The sequence below is a fragment of the Sphingomonas sp. UYEF23 genome (assembly GCF_040546165.1).
Classification (GTDB): Bacteria; Pseudomonadota; Alphaproteobacteria; order Sphingomonadales; family Sphingomonadaceae; genus Sphingomonas; species Sphingomonas glacialis.
The window spans coordinates 103,305-120,979 of record NZ_JBEPNG010000002.1 but is presented as its reverse complement, the minus strand read 5'-3'; the positions used below and the strand labels follow the sequence as shown (position 1 = coordinate 120,979).

Annotated in this window: 14 protein-coding genes and 1 tRNA gene; 11 read left to right on the top strand and 4 right to left on the bottom strand. The window is 65.7% G+C overall.

The genetic code is table 11. From position 1 onward, the window contains the following. Positions 1-59 precede the first annotated feature (59 nt). The 4 genes from ABIB28_RS03705 to nusG all read left to right on the top strand — a co-directional run bounded on the left by ABIB28_RS03705 (position 60) and on the right by nusG (position 3,552). Positions 60-2,414 (top strand): putative bifunctional diguanylate cyclase/phosphodiesterase, encoded by a 2,355-nt coding sequence (locus tag ABIB28_RS03705; protein ID WP_322160508.1) that lies wholly within the window; start codon positions 60-62, stop codon positions 2,412-2,414. A 47-nt stretch (positions 2,415-2,461) separates the two neighbouring features. Further along, a tRNA-Trp gene (locus ABIB28_RS03700) sits at positions 2,462-2,538 on the top strand. A 257-nt stretch (positions 2,539-2,795) separates the two neighbouring features. Continuing rightward, positions 2,796-2,993 carry a preprotein translocase subunit SecE gene (gene secE, locus ABIB28_RS03695; RefSeq protein WP_029625164.1) on the top strand — a complete coding sequence of 66 codons (198 nt, stop codon included), beginning with the start codon at positions 2,796-2,798 and terminating at the stop codon, positions 2,991-2,993. Between the two features lie 16 nt (positions 2,994-3,009). After that, the gene (gene nusG / locus ABIB28_RS03690; protein WP_010185156.1) at positions 3,010-3,552 is read left to right on the top strand and encodes a transcription termination/antitermination protein NusG; all 543 of its coding nucleotides are present in this window, start codon (positions 3,010-3,012) and stop codon (positions 3,550-3,552) included. A gap of 272 nt (positions 3,553-3,824) precedes the next feature. Here the strand turns inward: nusG and ABIB28_RS03685 are convergent, their stop codons facing one another. Further along, a complete protein-coding gene (locus ABIB28_RS03685; protein ID WP_133190048.1) occupies positions 3,825-4,553 on the bottom strand; it encodes a Crp/Fnr family transcriptional regulator in 729 nt (242 codons plus the stop codon). Positions 4,554-4,822: 269 nt separating this feature from the next. On the opposite strand from ABIB28_RS03685, the gene rplK reads away from it, so the two are divergent. From rplK to ABIB28_RS03670, 3 genes are all read left to right on the top strand, one after another. Continuing rightward, positions 4,823-5,254 (top strand): 50S ribosomal protein L11, encoded by a 432-nt coding sequence (gene rplK, locus ABIB28_RS03680; RefSeq protein WP_133190050.1) that lies wholly within the window; start codon positions 4,823-4,825, stop codon positions 5,252-5,254. Between the two features lie 4 nt (positions 5,255-5,258). Next, positions 5,259-5,951 (top strand): 50S ribosomal protein L1, encoded by a 693-nt coding sequence (gene rplA, locus ABIB28_RS03675; protein ID WP_133190052.1) that lies wholly within the window; start codon positions 5,259-5,261, stop codon positions 5,949-5,951. 265 nt (positions 5,952-6,216) lie between these two features. Continuing rightward, the gene (locus ABIB28_RS03670; RefSeq protein ID WP_133190054.1) at positions 6,217-6,423 is read left to right on the top strand and encodes a cold-shock protein; all 207 of its coding nucleotides are present in this window, start codon (positions 6,217-6,219) and stop codon (positions 6,421-6,423) included. A 56-nt stretch (positions 6,424-6,479) separates the two neighbouring features. On the opposite strand, the gene ABIB28_RS03665 is transcribed toward ABIB28_RS03670, so the two are convergent. Then, on the bottom strand, positions 6,480-8,423 hold the full coding sequence (locus ABIB28_RS03665) for an AsmA family protein (protein WP_354286480.1): 1,944 nt from the start codon (positions 8,421-8,423) through the stop codon (positions 6,480-6,482). Between the two features lie 175 nt (positions 8,424-8,598). Between ABIB28_RS03665 and ABIB28_RS03660 the strand changes: the two genes are divergently transcribed. Next, complete coding sequence (locus ABIB28_RS03660) at positions 8,599-8,910, top strand: hypothetical protein (RefSeq protein ID WP_354286478.1); 312 nt, start codon at positions 8,599-8,601, stop codon at positions 8,908-8,910. 121 nt (positions 8,911-9,031) lie between these two features. Here ABIB28_RS03660 and ABIB28_RS03655 read toward each other — a convergent pair whose 3' ends face one another. After that, on the bottom strand, positions 9,032-10,228 hold the full coding sequence (locus tag ABIB28_RS03655; RefSeq protein WP_354286476.1) for a pyridoxal phosphate-dependent aminotransferase: 1,197 nt from the start codon (positions 10,226-10,228) through the stop codon (positions 9,032-9,034). 450 nt (positions 10,229-10,678) lie between these two features. Here ABIB28_RS03655 and rplJ point away from each other — a divergent pair, with 450 nt between their 5' ends. Further along, entirely contained in the window at positions 10,679-11,200 is a 522-nt protein-coding gene (gene rplJ / locus ABIB28_RS03650; protein ID WP_133190062.1) for a 50S ribosomal protein L10, read from the top strand. A gap of 52 nt (positions 11,201-11,252) precedes the next feature. Continuing rightward, the gene (gene rplL / locus ABIB28_RS03645; RefSeq protein WP_010183774.1) at positions 11,253-11,630 is read left to right on the top strand and encodes a 50S ribosomal protein L7/L12; all 378 of its coding nucleotides are present in this window, start codon (positions 11,253-11,255) and stop codon (positions 11,628-11,630) included. 193 nt (positions 11,631-11,823) lie between these two features. Here rplL and ABIB28_RS03640 read toward each other — a convergent pair whose 3' ends face one another. Next, positions 11,824-13,056, bottom strand: coding sequence for a hypothetical protein (locus ABIB28_RS03640; RefSeq protein ID WP_354286473.1), 1,233 nt, complete (start codon positions 13,054-13,056; stop codon positions 11,824-11,826). 325 nt (positions 13,057-13,381) lie between these two features. On the opposite strand from ABIB28_RS03640, the gene rpoB reads away from it, so the two are divergent. Then, positions 13,382-17,563: a DNA-directed RNA polymerase subunit beta gene (gene rpoB, locus ABIB28_RS03635; RefSeq protein ID WP_133190064.1), complete on the top strand. Its 4,182-nt coding sequence runs from the start codon at positions 13,382-13,384 to the stop codon at positions 17,561-17,563. The last annotated feature ends 112 nt before the right edge of the window (positions 17,564-17,675 follow it).

Sequence of the window (17,675 nt, the reverse complement as noted above, 5' to 3'; positions counted from 1 at the left end):
TCCCCGGCAAACGCCTGCGCCTAACCTTCCGGTAAGGCTCCTTGCGGTATAGCGGGCGCGTGAGCACCGAAAACACATCCCAATTCGCCAAGCCGCATATCGACGCGCGAGCACTGCTTGGGCTGTACGATCCGGCGGACACCACCGATTGGGCGCCGATCCGCGCGGCGCAAGTCCATGCCGGTGGGCAGTTGGCGCTGTTCTTGCTCGCCGCCAACGTGATCGGTGCAGCGATGGTCACACTGATTCTCCAGCGAAGCGCACCGCTTTGGGCGCTCGCTTGCTGGGGTGCGGTGGTCGCCGCGATTTCGGTCGCGATCACCTTCCGCCGGCTTGCCGCCAAGCAGCGCGGCGCGGCGACGCTCGCCGCCGTGCGCGACACCGTGATCGAGGGCATCGCGCTCGCCACAATCTGGTCGGTCCCGCCGCTCGCGTTCGGGTTCAACCCCGACGTCGGCACGGCGCTCGGGCTGTGGATCGTGCTGTCGGTGCTGATGACCGCATCCGCTGTCGCAATGGCGGCACTCCCGCTCGCGACGTTGAGTTTTCTCGGCATCCTCGGCCTGGCGATTTCGGTCATGGTCCTGCGCATCGCCGGCCCGGTCCTTGCCGCCTCGGTCGCCTTGTTCACCACGCTGCTGATGATCGGCTGCTTCACGCGGGCGCGTTCGCTCGTGCTCATCCGCTCGGGCGAGATCGCGCTTGCCGAGCGCGACGAGACCGTCAGCCTTTTGCTGCGCGAAGCGAAGCAGGACGAGAGCGCCGACTGGCTGTGGGAAACCGATGCTGCGCGCCGCGTCGTGCGCGCCTCGCCACGCTTTGCCTTGTCAGTCGGGCTCGACCCCGTTGGCGTGAACGGCAAGTCGCTGCTCGAAGTGCTCGCCGGGAAGACCTGGGATTCGGGCAGTTTCGCGCCTGCGCTGCGCACGCTTGCCGAAAATCTCAAAGGCCGCACGGCGTTTCGCGGGCTCGTGCTGCCGGTCAACGTCGCCGAGCAGGAGCGCTGGTACGAAATCGCCGCCAACCCGCGCTATGACGAGCACGGTGCATTCCTCGGCTTCCGCGGCGTCGGCGCCGACGTCACCGAACAGCGCGCCTCGGCCGACAAGATCAACCGCATGGCGCGGTTCGACACGCTCACCGGCTTGCCCAACCGCCTCCACGTCAACGAAGCGCTGTCGCACGCGATGGCCGATGCGGAGAAATGGGGCAGTCGCTGCGCCTTCATGATGATCGACCTCGATCGCTTCAAGGCGGTCAACGACACGCTGGGTCACCCGATCGGCGACCGCTTGCTGAGCCGTGTCGCCGAACGCCTCACGACGCTGATGGGCGCGAACGAAGTCATCGGACGGCTTGGCGGCGATGAATTCGCAGTCGTGGTGCGCGACGCGAGCGATACGCAACGACTCGAGACGCTCGCGCAGACGATCGTCGATGCACTCGCCCGCCCGTACGATATCGATCATCACACCCTCTACACCGGCGCAAGCGTCGGCGTCGCGACCGGCCCGCGCGATGGCCGCACCACCGAGATGCTGATTCGCTCGGCCGACCTTGCGCTGTACCGCTCGAAGGACGCCGGCGGCGGCAAATTCCACCATTACGAACCACAGCTCCACGTCGCAGCCGAAGAACGCCGGGTGCTCGAACAAGCGCTGCGCAAGGCGCTGACCAATGACGAGCTGCACCTCACCTACCAGCCGGTCGTCGATGCCGGGAGCGGCCGACTGACGGGGTTCGAGGCGCTGGTGCGCTGGACGCATCCCGAGCTCGGGCCGATCTCGCCGGTCAAGTTCATCCCGCTCGCCGAGGATGCACGACTGATTGCGCCGATCGGCGAATGGGTGCTGCGCTCGGCATGTGCCGAAGCGGCGAAATGGCCGGGCGACGCCCGCGTCGCGGTCAACGTCTCGCCCGAACAGCTCCACAATCCGGGGTTCGTCGCGGTGGTCGCCTCGGCGCTGGCGAACAGCGGGCTGCCCGCACGCCGGCTCGAGCTCGAAGTGACCGAAAGCGTGTTCATGCGCGACGATACCGGCGCGGTGAAGGTGCTCGAGCGAATCCTCGATCTCGGCGTGCGCTTGAGCCTCGACGATTTCGGCACGGGCTATTCGTCGCTCGGCTATCTCAGCCGCACGCGCTTCTCGACCATCAAGATCGACCGCAGCTTCGTCATCAGCGCATCGAAGAAGGTGCCCGAGGCGATCGCGATCATCCGCGCGGTGGTCGCACTCGCGCAGAGTCTCGGCATGGCGACAACGGCCGAAGGGGTCGAGACCGAGGACGAGCATCTGATGGTCCAGGAATTGGGCTGCACCAAGGTCCAGGGCTATTATTTCGGCCGCCCGCTCCCGGTCGAGGAAGCGCGCGTCCTGGCGGCGCGTGCAGCGCAGAATCGCGAAGCTGCATGAGGGTGCTTGCAGCGGAGGCAACCTCTCGCTAAACGAGCCCACCTGATAGGGGTGTAGCTCAGTTGGTTAGAGCGTCGGTCTCCAAAACCGAAGGCCCTCGGTTCGAGTCCGAGCTCCCCTGCCAGCCGCCGCGCGCACGAGATTAGCGAAGCTAATCCCGAGACGCGCTAGGCCGGCCGGCGGGTCGCGACAGCGACCCCGTCAGACGAGTCCACCGGATTTACTCCGGTGATCGCCTCCCCGCCCGCCGCTTGATTTCGCAACGCACACGCGCTACGCCGCTATCATTCCGAAATTGGGAATTCTCGTCATCGGGCCTTGGCAGGTCCGGACGGCGGGCCCATGTCCGTTTCGGCTAAAAAGAACATGAGTGCACAGACCGTGGCGAAGACGACCCCCCTCGAATTCATCCGACAGGTCCAGGCCGAGACCAAGAAGGTCGTGTGGCCGACCCGGCGCGAGACGATCATGACCGGCGTGATGGTCGTCATCATGACGACGCTGCTCGGCCTGTTCTTCTTCATCGTCGACACCGGCTTCGAGGCGATCGTCCACCTGCTGCTCAGCCTCGCCAAATAATCTAGGTAAAAGACACATGGCACGCTGGTACATCATTCACGCGTATTCGGGTTTCGAGGGCAAGGTCCGCGATTCGATCATGGCCGAGGCGACCCGCATGGGCCTCGAGCAGCTCGTCGAGCAGATCGAAGTCCCGACCGAGACGATCACCGAGGCGCGCCGCGGCAAGAAGATCCTCGTCGAGCGCAAGTTCATGCCGGGCTACGTGCTCGCCAAGCTCAACATGAACGACGACGTCTATCACCTCGTCAAGAACACCCCGAAGGTGACCGGCTTCCTCGGGCCGAACGGCAAGCCGCAGGCGATTCCGGAATCGGAAGCGGCGCGGATGCTCAGCACCAAGGACGAAGCCGCCGCTGCCGCGCCCAAGCAGAAGGTCAAGGTCGACTTCGAGATCGGCGATTCGGTCAAGGTGCTCGACGGTCCGTTCGCAAGCTTCAACGGCATCGTCGAAGAGCTCGATTTCGATCGCAGCCGCGTCAAGGTGTCGGTGTCGATCTTCGGGCGTGCGACGCCGGTCGAGCTCGAATTCGAGCAGGTCGAACGCAGCAAGTCGTAAGGCGCAGGCCGCACGCGGATAGCGAAAGCTATCCGCGAGACGGCCAAGACCGGCCGGCGGGTCGCGGCCACGCGAACCCGTCCGACGCAAGACGCGGGATTTACTCCCGCGTCCCTGCCCCCAGACTCCGTCTTTACCCGTCACCCCGGGCTCGTCCCGGGGTCCACCGGGATACACGCACCACGACCGCAGCACGCGCGGTACGGTAGGCCCCGGCACAAGGCCGGGGTGACGGTGGAGGGTAATAACGGGCCGAGACGCGCGACCTCGGCTCAATCCTCCAGCAAGTTCAAATGCAGATAGGCCGATTGAAAATCGGCCACTGAGCGCAGCCGCACCGCGTCGAGTATCACGATCGTCCGCGCGCGCCGCGCGATCAGCCCGTCCTGCTCGAGCAGCTTGAGCATCCGGTTGACGTGCACCGGGGTCAGCCCGAGCGCATCGCCGATCTGTTCCTGCGTCATTGGCAGCGTGTCGCTGTCGCCGCTTGCCGCATTGACCACTTCGAGCCGCACCGCGCATTCGCACAACAGATGCGCCAGCCGCATCTGCGCGTCGCGCCGTCCGATATTGGCGATCCATTCCCATGCAATCGACCCGTCGACTAGCGTGTCGAGCCAGAAGGCGTGCGCGATCGCGGGGTATCGTGCCGCGATATCAAGCAAGTCGACGCGCGGGATCCGCGCCATCGTGATCGCGGTCAGCGCCTGGACGCTGTGATCGGCGATCTTGAGCAGCGAGTTCTGCAGATCGACCGCGTCGCCCGGCACTTGCAGCGCGATAATCTGCCGCCCGCCGTCGCCGACGATCTTCTGGCGATAGGCGAAGCCCTCGAGCAGCACGCAGGTGAAGTCTGCGCGCTCACCCTGACGGACGAGATAGTGGCCCGGCTCGAGCGTCTTGACGGTGAAGGGCAGCCCCAGCAACGCCGCCTCGTCAGCAGCGTCGAACCGACTGCGTCGCTTCAGCTTGACCAGCAATCGCTGGAGGGTGTCTGTCATGAATCGTTCCCGGTCACGGCGGGAGCGCAAAACTCTCAGTCATCGGACGCCAAGAAGCTCGATGATCGCGCGGTATAACACAAATTGCGGCATCGGCGGCGTACAATTGTCGTGCCGCCACGTCCCGAGCGCGCGCTTCCGATTTGCCTCGGGCACCGCTTTCGGCTATGCGCCCCGCCTTCCCCGGCAGCATGCCAGGGAATCGCGGGAGGCGGAGTTATGGCCCCGCCGTCAGGACCGCTAAACTTGAAAGAGAGTGAGACCGCCACATGGCAAAAAAGATTACCGGCTATATCAAGCTGCAGGTTCCTGCAGGCAAGGCCAACCCCTCCCCGCCGATCGGCCCTGCGCTGGGTCAGCGCGGCGTCAACATCATGGAATTCTGCAAGGCGTTCAACGCATCGACCGGCGACCAGGAAGTCGGCACGCCGCTGCCGACCGTGATCACCGTCTATGCCGACCGTTCGTTCTCGTTCGAGACCAAGACGCCGCCGGCATCGTACCTCATCAAGAAGGCCGCCAACATCAAGTCGGGCTCGAAGGAGCCGGGCAAGGTTTCGGGTGGCAAGATCTCGCGCGCTCAGCTCGCCGACATCGCGACCGCGAAGATGAAGGATCTCAACGCCAACGATCTCGAAGCCGCGACGCGGATCATCGAAGGCAGCGCCCGCGCGATGGGCCTCGAAGTGGTGGAGGGCTGAGCTCATGGCATTCGTAAGCAAGAAGCAGAAGGCCATCACGCTCGATCGTGAGAAGCTCCACGGCATCGACGAAGCGATCGCCCTCGCCAAGTCGGGTGCGACCTCGAAGTTCGACGAGACGATCGAAGTCGCGCTCAACCTCGGCGTCGATCCGCGTCACGCCGACCAGATGGTCCGCGGTGTCGTCACGCTGCCCAAGGGCACCGGCAAGACCGTCCGCGTTGGCGTGTTCGCCAAGGGCGCAAAGGCCGACGAAGCCCGTGCCGCTGGCGCCGACGTCGTCGGTGCGGAAGACCTGATGGAGCTCGTCCAGGGCGGCACGATCGATTTCGATCGCTGCATCGCGACCCCGGACATGATGGGCATCGTCGGTCGTCTCGGCAAGATCCTGGGTCCCAAGGGCCTGATGCCGAACCCGAAGCTCGGCACGGTCACGATGAACGTCGCGGCCGCGGTCGAAGCTGCCAAGGGCGGCCAGATCGAATACCGCGTCGAGAAGGCCGGCATTATCCACTCGGGCATCGGCAAGGCGTCGTTCCCGGCGGAAGACCTGCGCGCGAACTTCGACGCACTGGTCGACGCGATCGTCAAGGCCAAGCCGACCGGCGCCAAGGGCAAGTATGTCAAGAAGGTCGCCGTCAGCTCGACGATGGGCGCCGGCATCAAGGTCGACGTCGCCGAGGTTTCGGCCGCTTAAATCTTTCGGGATTTTTGCGACAAGATCGAGGGCCGGGGAAACCCCCGGCCCTTTTTCTTTGTCTTAGCGCCTCCCCTGAAGGGAGGCGCGCGCATGATTTCGAGCGCGATTTGCAATTCCCCGCCACCTGCCCTACATAGGCGTTGCTACAGTTCGCAAATCGACGGTCTAGGGCGCTTTGCGGCACCATCTTCCTTCTTTCTCTGCTGATTTCGGCAACCGCTGACGCGGCTCTTCGCGTCGGCCCCACAAGAAGGATCATGTTATGACCATCGGAACCGTAAAGTTTTTCAACGCAGACAAGGGCTATGGCTTCATCGCACCTGAAGGCGGCGGCGAAGACGCGTTCGTGCACATCACGGCCGTCGAGCGCGCCGGCATGGCGACGCTCGATAAGGACCAGCGCGTCCAGTACGAGCTCGAGCAGGACAAGCGCGGCAAGATGTCGGCTGTGAACCTGCAGCACGCCTAATCGCGTCTGCTAAAAGAAAGGGCGGTCCGGTTCTCCGGGCCGCCCTTTTTTTGTGTTCAGCGCAGCGCCGTCGTGACCGCCGCCTGGCAATCGAAGCGCTGCGGCGTCGACCCGCCCGCGCTCGGGTCGATCTTGGTGATGCCGAGCGCCTGGCCAAGCGAGCGCCCGAGCACCTTGAACACGCCCCCGGCGCTCGGCTTGTCGCTCGCTCCGACACCTGCGACCGAGATGCTCGGCGCGCTCAGCGTGCCACCGACCTGGATCGGGTCGGCGATCCGCAACAACGCGCGGCTCTTGGTCGTACCCGCAAGCGTCAGCGCGATCCGTTCGCCGTCGAGCACGATCCGCCCCGTCCCGCGCCCGACCGAACTGCCCGTGTCGATCTCGAGCGGGCGCGGCACGAGCACACCGTTCGAACCGCGGAAGTCGGCGATCAGGCATTGCAGCGGGACGGTTTCGCTCGGCCCGCTGATCGCATGCGCGACCGCACCGCTCAGGCTTTGCCCGAGCACATCGGCGATCATCCGCTGGACATGCCCCTGCGTCGCGACGATCGCCGCCTTGCCGCTGCCGTGCGCAAGCGCCTCGCGCACCGTCTCGCCCTGCCCGCTGAGGACGATATGCCCGCGGACTTGTCCGCCGATCATGTCGGGCTTGCCGACGAGGCGCTCGAGCGTCAGCCCGGTGAGCCGCATGTCGATCGCGAGCTTGGGCAAGCCGCTGCGATGATCGACGCGCACCGTGCCCGTCATCCGCCCGTTCGCGAGTGTGGCAACGACATCGCTGACGGTCAGCATCCGATTGTCGAGGTTGAGCGTGCCCGACAGGCTTTCGAACACCGTGCCGCCCTTCGACAGCACATGATCGGCCGCGAAGCGGATCGTCCCGTCGGTCTTCCACAGCTTCGACAGGTCGATCCGCGTGGGCGGGATCACGCGCGGGCCGATCCGCGCGAGCCGGGCTGCGGCTTCGGCGCGCCCCTGGGTGTCGGCAAGATCGTCGAAATCGAATTGCAACGCGTGGATCCGCGCGTCGATCGCGGTGCGGATGCCGTATTTGTGGACGGTCGCACGCGCAGTGAGGCGCGAGCGGCCGATCGTGCCGGCGAGCCGGTCGATATACCAGTCGCGCGCGTCGTGGCGGATCGCGCCGTTGAGATCGATCGGCTGCGTCCCGAACAGCCCCGCCTCGATCAGATAATCGAGGTTCTTGAGCGTCGGTGCCTGCGCACGGAGCGTCGCGCTGAAGTGGCGCGTGTCGAGCACGCCCCGCATCGTCCCCTGCGCCGCGAAATCGAGCGCCGACGAGGAAAGCTTCACCGCAAACGGGTATGGCGCGGTCGGGTCGATCCCCGCGATGCGACCGCCGCTCAGCGCGAGCGTCGCGGGGGTCTCGCGGAAGCTGCCCTTCGCCGCGAGCCGCAACCCGTGCGTCGCATCGACCGACAGCGGGCCAGCGACGACGAGCTGGCGCTTGGCATCGCGCAGCACGATCTGCGTGTTGGTGACGCTGAGGTCGGAGAGGCTCGGGCGGCTCGTTCCGCCTTGCTTCGGCTTGCTGCCGTCGGGCTCCCAGTTGGCGCGCCCGCTCGCGTCGCGGACCAGCGCGATCCGCGCGCCGTCGATCGCGATGCGATCGGGGCGGAACCGCCCGGTGAGGAGCGCCAGCACCGGCACGCGCACCCGCAGCGCCGACACGCGGACGAAATCGCCCTGCCCGGCCCAGGCCGGCTGCGCGATCCGCACATCGCGCAGCGCGACCACCGGCGTGTAGGAGAAGACACCGTCGCGCGTCACCGAGCCGACCGCGACCTTGGTGTGGAGCGCGGCAGACACGCGGTTCTCGACCACGCCGCGCAGCAGCCCGACTGGAAACGCGCCGAGCGCGAGCACGAGCACGCTGATCGCAGCAGCCAGGGCGGCGCCGATCGCGAGCGCCGGGCGGTGCCAGCCTTTGGCCGGTTGGATGGATGGCGGCAGGGGGTCTGAAGGTGTCGTCACGCGTCTGAAACCCAGACGCCGCCGGATTGTTGCACGCCCGACATGATTTCGTGGGGCCGGCCTGCGGCGCGCGCAATCGCCGCGCAGCCCACCCTCCCCGCGGCCGCAAAATCACGCTAGCGCCGGAGCCGACGCCGCCGCAGCACGTTTGCTGCGGAAAGGAGAAACCACCGCGATGCCGCATGCCAGCCAGATCGTCGAATGTACCGGCCCCGAATCCCCGCACGCCTTCGACATCATCCCGCTTCAGCCGCGCAACGGCGCGCTCGATGCGGCGTGCCCGATGTGCAAGGGGCACGGCCAGTGGAACCTCGAGATCGACCTGGTCAGCTTCCGCAGCAAGCGCGCGATCTGCAACCACTGCCAGGGCGCTGGCTGGGTCGAGACGGGCGACGACCCGCACGGCGTCCCCGATATCGAACGCGACGCGGCGGGCCATCCGCGCTGGTACGTGCGGATCGTGCCCGACGTGCCACAGGAATCGTAACGCCCGCCAACCGTCACCCCGGCCCCGTGCCGGGGCCCACCGGGATGCGCGCACCCCGACCCAAGCGCGCGCGTCACGGTAGACCCCGGGACAAGCCCGGGGTGACGGTCAGGCGGTCGGACTACGCGATAACCTTGTCGAGCGCGGTGCAGAACGCTTTCATCTCGGCGCTCGAACCGACGGTGACGCGGCTGACCGTCGGCCAGATCGGCCACGACCGCCCGATCTCGACGCTCTGCTTGCGGAACGCCGCCTGCATGTCCTTGGCAGCCCGCGTCTTCCAGTCGATCATGAACATGTTGGCGTTGGTCGGAAACACGCTCACGCCGCGCGCCTTGAGATGATCGAGCGTCAGCCCGCGCGCGCTCTGCATCTCGGCGCGGCGTGCGGCGATCAGCGGGGCGGCGGTGAGGCTGGCGGTCGCGCAGGCGAGGCTGGTGACGGGCAGCGCGCCCGACTGCATCCCGCCGTCATAGCGCATCATCTTGGTGAGATTGGCCGGATTGGTGATGACATAGCCCATCCGCAGCCCGGCCATGCCGAACAGCTTGGAGAAGGTGCGCATCACGATCACGTCGGGATGCTTTACCGCGAGCGACGAGGCGACGGGCACGCCGGCGAAGTGCGTATACGCCTCGTCGATCAGCACCATCGATCCCGCCGGCTTGTTGGCGATCAGCCATTCGATGTCGGCGAGCGGGGTGATCGTGCCGGTCGGGTTATTGGGCGTGCAGATGTAATAGAGCCCGGCATCGGGGTTGGCGGCGAGCATCGCCTTGACGTCGTGCGTATACTCGGCAGTCAGCGGCACCGCCTTGACCGGCGCGCCGAGCCAGGCGGCGGTGCGCCCGGCGAGTTCGAAGGTCGGGTCGGCGGTGACGAGGCCCTTGGTCGGCGAACAATAGGTGACGACCGCGCGGCAGAGCGGATCGCTCGAGCCTGGCCAGGGCGCGACATGGTCGAACGGTACACCCTCGACCGACATGACAGCCTTGATGAAATCGCTGCGCTCGTCATGCGGCGAATAGCGGTTGCCCATCGCGATCATCGCAGCGGCGGCCTTTTGGCCGGGGGCAAGCGGGCCGGTCCAGCATTCGTTCGCCCCGATGCGGACCTTGGCGGTCGGCGCCGGATCGGGCACGCCGCCCGAGGCGAACGCCGGCCGCCCGACCGACGCGGCCAGCGCGCCGACGCCGAACACCGCGGCAATCCGCGCCAGATCGCGCCGCGCAAAGCCGCGAGTGAGCAGATCGTCCTGCGCCTCGGCGCCGAGCGTTGCGGTGGTGGTGATGGTGATGGTGATGGTAGCTTCGGTCATTGAATCGGCCCCCTGCTTAAAGCGGTTTTCGATTCCGTCCTGCATGGACTCGTGCGGTCCTTGATGCCGAGTGTTCCGCAGTTTCGATGCAAAAGCTACAGGCAGTCGAATAAAAACCGCCGTCCGCCACCCCGGCGAAAGCGGGTGTCACGATCAGGCGGGCGTTGACTTTCCCACGATCTCCGCTAAAGGCTCCCACTCTCCCGTCACGCCTCGGCGCGGCGGGACCGTCCAAGACAGTAGGTGATCGGGATTTGCCCGGTCTTAATTTCCTGCCGAGACGGGGACCAGGATTATAACCGCTCTCGGCCCAGCCGCGACCGGTCTGCCGCCCTCCATCAAACGGGGCGACGCTCCCATTCCCCATCGCTGGACAATTCCGGGTGCAACAGCGCCCGGTTTGTAACCGGTCGTGCCGCGCAAGCGACACGGCCAAACGTGGAGAATGGCATGGATCGCGCTCAAAAGACCGAGCTCGTCGCCGAGCTGAACCACAATTTTGCCGAAGTCGGCGTGGTGGTCGTCACCCGCAACCTCGGCATGACGGTGGCTCAGTCGACCAAGCTGCGGAACGCAATGCGCGACGCAGGGGCGAGCTATAAGGTCTCGAAGAACAAGCTTGCCAAGATCGCACTGGCCGACACCGACTATGCTTCGTTGAGCGAAATGCTCACCGGGCCGGTCGGTCTGGCCACCTCCATCGACCCCGTCGCGGCTGCCAAGGTGGCCGTCGACTTCGCGAAGACGAACGACAAGTTCGAAATCGTTGGTGGTGCGATGGGTGCGACCGTCCTCGACGTAGAAGGTGTCAAGTCCCTCGCGACGATGCCGTCGCTGGATGAACTGCGTGCGAAGATCGTGGGCCTCCTGGTTGCTCCTGCAACCAAGCTCGCGACGATCACGCAGGCGCCAGCTGCCCAGCTCGCGCGCGTGCTTGCCGCCTATGCGGAAAAGGATACGGCGGACGCCTGATTTCAGGCGCTTCGAGATTTCAAACCCGAACTGATTTTACTGGAGAATACACATGGCAGACCTGAACGCGCTGGTTGACCAGCTTTCCGCCCTGACCGTCATCGAAGCAGCTGATCTCTCGAAGCTGCTCGAAGAGAAGTGGGGCGTCTCGGCCGCTGCTGCTGTTGCAGCGGCTCCTGCTGCTGGCGGCGGCGCTGCTGCACCGGCTGCTGAAGAGCAGACCGAATTCGACGTCATCCTCACCGGCGACGGCGGCAAGAAGATCAACGTCATCAAGGAAGTCCGTGCGATCACCGCGCTCGGCCTGACCGAAGCCAAGACGCTGGTCGAGTCGGCTCCGAAGGCGATCAAGGAAGGCGTGTCGAAGGACGAAGCCGCCAAGATCAAGGCGCAGCTGGAAGCAGCTGGCGCGACCGTCGAGGTCAAGTGAGCTGAAGCGGGAGCGACGATTTAGCCTCGGCTAAATCGCACTCCCGCGAAGCCGGCCGGCGCGGCTTGCCGCGTCCGACGTCATGGGCTTTGCCCATGACGGCTTGCCCAAGAAAAAGGGGCGACACCACGCGGTGTCGCCCCTTTTTTCGTTCCGACCCGCACCGCACCCCCCAAGCGCGGGAGCGGAAATCCTATGCTGACACGGTGTATTCGATCGCGCTCACCGTATCGTACATCCGCGCAGCGCTATCGATGCGGAACGGCGCGAGCTTGCCCCCTGCCCCGCGATCGATGCCGATGACATAGGAGCGCGCGGTCTGGCCGCTGCCGCCGCCCGCCCACGCATAATGCGCGTTGATCGTCAGCACGGGAACGAACAGCGCCTTGCCGCCGACGTCCATCACCTCGAGCGTCGCCTTGGGATGCATCGCCATGCCGCCGAGTTCGACAGAGACGCCAGCCGGCAGATCGAACGGGGTCGTGATCGGCTGCGCGATCGGCGCGGCGAACAGCGCCTCGATCACCGCATCCTGCCGCTGTCCCACGCTGAGCAAGCGAATGTCGAGCCGCACCCCCGTCGCTGCGACATCGCCGGTGTTGCGCAGCACGATCAGATATTCGACCGCGGCGCTCAGCAAATTCGTGCCGGCGCGCTTCGGGGTCAGCTCGAACACAATCGACGCGCGATCGGCCGGGGCGGCATCGGGCACGACCGCGACTGGAAGAGGAGCCTCCGCAACCGCGTTCGCAGCAGGCACCGCCGGAGGAGCCGCTTGGGGCGCGACGACTGCGAGCTCGACACCCTCTGGCACAACGGCTTCGGCCGTAGGCTCGTCATCGTAAGCCACGGCGTCCTGCGCGCCACGCCGGCGCCACCACAGTCCCAGACCAATCGCGACGATCAGCGCGAGCCCGCCCCCGACAGCAGGCCATAGCCACGCGCTTGCGCCGTCCGCTGGCGCGATCGCTGCCGCCGCTGCCGCGCTCGACTGCGGCGTCGGGGCTGGGGTCGGCGGTATCGCGGCGACAGGCGACGGCACGACGGTCGGCACGGCGACCGGAGCCGCCGGAATAATTGGCGTTGGCGTCGCGCTGGCACGCGGTGCTGGCGTTCGCTCGGGCGCTGGCGTCGCGCGCACCGTGGGCGTGGCGCGCGCCGGCGTCGCGGTCGCGCGCGGCGTCGTGGTCGCGCGGACCGTCGGCGCCACGGCGGGCGGCGCGACGGTCTGGGTCTCGACCGGACGCGGGTTGGTCGTCGGCTCAGGTGTCGGCGAGATCCGCGGCGCCGGCCGGTTCGACGGCAGGCTGAACGAATCGAGCCCCTGCAAGGGTTGCGCAGGCACGCTGTTTTGCGCGAGCGCGGGGCTGCCAAACGCCGTCAGGCTGGTGGCGACGAGGAGGGATACAAAGACAAAGGGTTTCACAGCGCCGGGCATAGCGATAAAACCCCGCCTGCCAAGGATTGCTGCGCCGAGCGGTTCGCCGCAGCCCCCCCCCCCCCCCGACGCCACGCGACTGCGTTGACACACTCGCGCCGTCGACCTATATCGCGCACTCAACCCAAACCGTCGGGAAATGATGTGCCGTCGCGCAGTGCATCGATCGTATTGATGGTTAGGGTTTCTCGAGACGCATGAAAGCTGCTGTTTTCCGCTTGCGCGGACAACACGCGGCTTTTTGTCGTTTCCGGTTTGCACGCCCGCCCGGTGGATTCCGGGCCGAATTTCAGGCTTGAGGGCAGAAAACTCCATGGCAACCAAGGCAATCGACGGTAGCACGCCCACGCGGCGCGCCGAGAGCGGCACGGCAAAGCGCCGGATCCGCAAGGTGTTCGGCAACATCCACGAAGTGGTGCAGATGCCGAACCTGATCGAGGTTCAGCGCGAATCCTACGAACAGTTCCTCCGCTCCGATCCGTCGATCGGCTATGTCTCGGGTCTCGAGAAGACGCTGCGCAGCGTCTTCCCGATCCGCGATTTCGCCGGCACCGCCGAACTCGACTTCGTCAATTACGAGCTCGAGCCCCCCAAGTTCGACACCGACGAGTGCCGTCAGCGCGGCATCACCTATGCAGCCCCGATGCGCGTCACGCTGCGCCTGATCGTGTTCGAGGTCGATGCCGACACCGATTCGCGCTCGGTCCTCGATATCAAGGAGCAGGACGTCTACATGGGCGACATGCCCCTGATGACGGGCAACGGCACCTTCATCATCAACGGCACCGAGCGTGTTATCGTCTCGCAGATGCACCGTTCGCCGGGCGTGCTGTTCGACCATGACCGCGGCAAGACGCACGCATCGGGCAAGTATCTCTTCGCCGCGCGCGTGATCCCGTATCGCGGTTCGTGGCTCGATTTCGAGTTCGACGCCAAGGACATCGTCAACGTCCGCATCGATCGCAAGCGCAAGCTGCCGGTGACGGCGCTGCTGTACGCGCTCGGCATGACCGGCGAGGAGATCCTCAACCAGTTCTACAACCGCGTGACCTTCGTCCGCGGCCAGGGTGGCTGGATCATCCCGTTCCAGGCCGAGAACTGGCGTGGCCAGAAGCCGATGTACGACATCATCGACGCCAAGACCGGCGAAGTGGTGTTCCCCAACGGCCAGAAGATCAGCCCCCGCGCCGCCAACAAGTCGGCCAAGGACGGTCTCACCGACCTGCTGATCCCGACCGAGGAAATCTTCGGCCGCTACAGCGCCTATGATCTCATCAACGAGACCACTGGCCAGATCTACATCGAAGCCGGCGACGAAGTCTCGGCCGAGAATCTCGAACTGCTCGACCAGGCCGGGATCGACCGGATCGAACTGCTCGACATCGATCACATCGCGACCGGCGCATGGATCCGCAACACGCTCAAGGTCGACAAGGCCGAAGAGCGCGAGCAGGCGCTATCCGACATCTACCGCGTGATGCGCCCCGGCGAGCCGCCGACGCTCGAGACCGCAGAGTCGCTGTTCAGCGGCCTGTTCTTCGATCCCGACCGTTACGACCTGTCGGCCGTCGGTCGCGTCAAGCTCAACATGCGCCTCGACCTCGACGCCGAGGACACGGTCACCACGCTGCGGACCGAGGACATCCTCGCGGTCATCAAGACGCTGGTCGATCTGAAGGACGGCAAGGGCGACATCGACGATATCGACAACCTCGGTAACCGTCGTGTCCGTTCGGTCGGCGAGCTGCTCGAGAACCAGTATCGCGTCGGCCTGCTCCGCATGGAGCGCGCCGTGAAGGAGCGTATGTCGTCGGTCGACGTCTCGACAGTGATGCCGAACGACCTGATCAACGCCAAGCCTGCGGTTGCCGCGGTCCGCGAATTCTTCGGCTCGTCGCAGCTGTCGCAGTTCATGGATCAGACCAACCCGCTGTCGGAAGTCACCCACAAGCGCCGCGTGTCGGCACTTGGACCGGGTGGTCTGACGCGTGAGCGCGCCGGCTTCGAAGTCCGCGACGTTCACCCGACGCACTATGGCCGCATTTGCCCGATCGAGACGCCGGAAGGCCCGAACATCGGTCTGATCAACTCGCTGGCGTCGTTCAGCCGCGTCAACAAGTACGGCTTCATCGAGACGCCATACCGCAAGGTCGTCGATCACAAGGTCACCGACGACGTCGTCTATCTGTCGGCGATGGAAGAGGCCAAGCACACGATCGCGCAGGCCAATGCCGAGCTCGATTCGTCGAACGGCTTCGTCGAGGAACTGGTCTCGTCGCGTCAGGCGGGCGAATTCCTGATGGCGATCCCGAACAACATCACGTTGATGGACGTCAGCCCCAAGCAGCTCGTCTCGGTCGCCGCATCGCTCATTCCGTTCCTGGAAAACGATGACGCCAACCGCGCGCTGATGGGCTCGAACATGCAGCGTCAGGCCGTGCCGCTCGTCCAGGCCGAGGCGCCGTTCGTCGGCACCGGCATGGAAGAGACCGTCGCGCGTGACTCTGGTGCTGCCATCTCCGCACGGCGTGCGGGCGTGGTCGACCAGGTCGACGCGGCGCGTATCGTCATCCGCGCAACAGGCGAGATCGATGCCGGCCAGTCGGGCGTCGACATCTACACGCTGATGAAGTTCCAGCGCTCGAACCAGAACACCTGCATCAATCAGCGTCCGCTGGTGAAGGTGGGCGATGTGGTCACCGCGGGCGACGTGCTCGCCGACGGTCCGTCGACCGAGTTCGGCGAGCTCGCGCTCGGCCGCAACACGCTCGTCGCGTTCATGCCGTGGAACGGCTACAACTACGAGGATTCGATCCTCATCTCCGAGCGCATCGTGAAGGACGACGTGTTCACGTCGATCCACATCGAAGAGTTCGAAGTGATGGCGCGCGACACCAAGCTCGGGCCGGAAGACATCACGCGCGACATTCCCAACGTCGGCGAGGAAGCGCTTCGCAACCTCGACGAAGCGGGCATCGTGTACATTGGTGCCGAGGTCGAGCCGGGCGATATTCTCGCGGGCAAGATCACGCCGAAGGGCGAAAGCCCGATGACGCCGGAGGAAAAGCTCCTGCGCGCCATCTTTGGTGAAAAGGCGTCGGACGTGCGCGATACCTCGCTCCGCCTGCCGCCGGGCGTTGCCGGTACCGTCGTCGAGGTCCGGGTGTTCAACCGCCACGGCATCGACAAGGACGAGCGCGCGATGGCGATCGAGCGCGAGGAAATCGAGCGCCTGAAGAAGGACTCGGACGACGAGCGCACGATCCTCAACCGCGCGACCTGGTCGCGCCTCAAGGAAATGCTGCTCGGCCAGACCGCGACCGCCGTTCCCAAGAACGGCCCGAAGAAGGGCGTGGTCATCGACCAGGACGTGCTCGACTCAGTCGACCGTCACGAGTGGTGGAAGTTCGCTGTCGCCGACGACAAGACCCAGAGCGATCTGGAAGCGGTCAAGGTGCAGTATGACGACGCCGTCAAGGTGATCGTGGACAAGTTCCAGGATCGTCGCGACAAGCTCGAGCGTGGCGACGAGCTGCCGCCAGGCGTGCTCAAAATGGTCAAGGTCTTCGTCGCGGTGAAGCGCAAGCTGCAGCCGGGCGACAAGATGGCCGGCCGTCACGGCAACAAGGGCGTGATCTCGCGGATCCTGCCGGCGGAGGACATGCCGTTCCTCGCCGACGGGACGCCGGTCGACATCGTGCTCAACCCGCTCGGCGTGCCGTCGCGCATGAACGTCGGTCAGATCTTCGAGACGCATCTCGGCTGGGCTGCCCGTAACCTCGGTCAGCAGATCTACACGCAGCTCGAAGAGTGGCGTGAGGCCAACCCCGAACCCGCAGCGGGCGACATGCCCGACGCGGTCAAGGCACGGCTGCTCGAAGTTTACGGCGAGCATTACGCCGCGGACATCGAGGCACGCGATGCGAGCCAGATCATCGAACTCGCGCAGAACCTGCGGACCGGCGTGCCGATGGGCACCCCCGTGTTCGACGGCGCGCGCGAAGCCGATGTGTCCGACATGCTCGAGCTGGCGGGTCTGCACTCGTCGGGTCAGTCGGAGCTGTTCGACGGTCGCACCGGCGACATGTTCGATCGGCGCGTGACGGTGGGCATCATCTACATGCTCAAGCTCCACCATCTGGTCGACGACAAGATCCACGCCCGGTCGATCGGGCCGTACTCGCTCGTCACGCAGCAGCCGCTGGGTGGTAAGGCGCAGTTCGGTGGTCAGCGCTTCGGCGAGATGGAGGTCTGGGCCCTCCAGGCCTACGGCGCGGCGTATACCTTGCAGGAAATGCTCACGGTGAAGTCGGACGACGTGGTCGGGCGCACCAAGGTCTATGAGGCGATCGTCAAGGGTGACGACACGTTCGAGGCCGGTATCCCTGAGAGCTTCAACGTGCTCGTCAAGGAAATGCGCTCGCTGGGTCTGAACATCGAGCTCACCACCACCGAGCAGTTCGACACCGACGGCGTCGCGATCGCGGCGGAGTAATATGCCGGCCTAGTCCTCTCCCGCGTTCGCGGGAGAGGGTTGGGTGAGGCTTCGACTAGGGCCGCGGGAAGACCGCGACCCAAGTCTGCGCAGCCTCTCCCGCGAAAGCGGG

Coding starts and splice junctions, on each gene's coding strand:
- nusG (WP_010185156.1), top strand. CDS start 3,010: ATGGCACGCTGGTACATCATTCACGCGTATTCGGGTTTCGAGGGCAAG.
- ABIB28_RS03685 (WP_133190048.1), bottom strand. CDS start 4,553: ATGACAGACACCCTCCAGCGATTGCTGGTCAAGCTGAAGCGACGCAGT.
- rplK (WP_133190050.1), top strand. CDS start 4,823: ATGGCAAAAAAGATTACCGGCTATATCAAGCTGCAGGTTCCTGCAGGC.
- rplA (WP_133190052.1), top strand. CDS start 5,259: ATGGCATTCGTAAGCAAGAAGCAGAAGGCCATCACGCTCGATCGTGAG.
- ABIB28_RS03670 (WP_133190054.1), top strand. CDS start 6,217: ATGACCATCGGAACCGTAAAGTTTTTCAACGCAGACAAGGGCTATGGC.
- ABIB28_RS03660 (WP_354286478.1), top strand. CDS start 8,599: ATGCCGCATGCCAGCCAGATCGTCGAATGTACCGGCCCCGAATCCCCG.
- ABIB28_RS03655 (WP_354286476.1), bottom strand. CDS start 10,228: ATGACCGAAGCTACCATCACCATCACCATCACCACCACCGCAACGCTC.
- rplJ (WP_133190062.1), top strand. CDS start 10,679: ATGGATCGCGCTCAAAAGACCGAGCTCGTCGCCGAGCTGAACCACAAT.
- rplL (WP_010183774.1), top strand. CDS start 11,253: ATGGCAGACCTGAACGCGCTGGTTGACCAGCTTTCCGCCCTGACCGTC.
- rpoB (WP_133190064.1), top strand. CDS start 13,382: ATGGCAACCAAGGCAATCGACGGTAGCACGCCCACGCGGCGCGCCGAG.